Below are 1,052 nucleotides of genomic sequence, written 5' to 3' on the forward strand. Positions count from 1 at the left end.
CGATAGGCGGGATGGCGCTTTATAAAGAGCGCGACTTTCTCAAGTTTGGGATTGAACTGAGTTTCCTTCGGCCTGATGTCATTCAGTATCATCAGTTCGCCGAACCTTTCGTTCCTTCTCTTTCAATTATTGATGTGCTGATGTTTAACGGGATTCCGGGCACCTCGAAGCTTTTAGCGAAATACGACCTGATCAAACAGGAGCAGTGGTTTGCTGAGCCGGATAATCACCAGCAAGAAGAAGCACAGCCGACGCTTATACCGATGTATGGTAGTTAAAGTGCGTAATGAGATCATTTGTGCTCTCCAGGCGGAGAATGTGCTGGCAAGACGGTACTTCTGGTCCGGATGCCATAACAAGCAGCCTTATAAGGCATTTTATCCAATGCGGGATTTGATGCCGACAAATAGTAAAAGCGTGGCCGATCGGATCATTGTGTTGCCGGCAGGAATGACCTCGCCTGATAAAGCAATGGGTCTAGTTTCTTCTGTATTGCGATTGCTAGTGTCATTTGAGGAGAACGAAAATGATTGTAACAATCATGCAGCCATACCTTTTTCCATACATTGGATACTTCCAGTTATTGGAATGCAGCGATATTTTTGTCGTCGGAGACGACATGCAATATATAAAAGGAGGATGGATCAACAGGAATCGTATCCTGGTCAATCAAGAGCCTTGCTGGTTGACGTTTCCCGTTCAGGGAGATTCAGCGGATTTGCCTATCAATCAAAGGCATTACGTCGAAAGCCAGAATGTGCGCAGCAAGATCCTGAGGCGTATCGAGTGCGCTTATAGAAAGACGCCGTACTTCAAGGATATTTATCCTGTTATCGCAGACATGATGAGTTTCAGTTCAAGCAATGTCAGCGAATTTAATACCAACGCTATCCGATGCTTGGCAAGCTTGCTGAAAATTCAATGCCGAATTTTAGTGGCTTCTGAATTGGAAAAAGACAACTCACTGAAATGTCAGGACCGTGTTATCGAAACTAATCGTTGTGTAGGTTCCAGTCATTATATAAATCCGATAGGCGGGATGGCGCTTTATA

2 protein-coding genes are annotated in these 1,052 nt (G+C 44.8%); both read left to right on the forward strand.

The window, feature by feature from the left end:
• The coding region (locus IT781_RS21920; RefSeq protein ID WP_194972293.1) for a WbqC family protein at positions 1 to 278 on the forward strand (278 nt) is incomplete at its 5' end.
• 248 nt (positions 279 to 526) lie between these two features.
• Positions 527 to 1,052: WbqC family protein (locus IT781_RS21925; RefSeq protein ID WP_194972294.1), on the forward strand; the 526-nt coding region annotated here is incomplete at its 3' end.

This window comes from Methylobacter sp. BlB1 (genome assembly GCF_015476545.1).
Lineage (GTDB): Bacteria > Pseudomonadota > Gammaproteobacteria > Methylococcales > Methylomonadaceae > Methylobacter.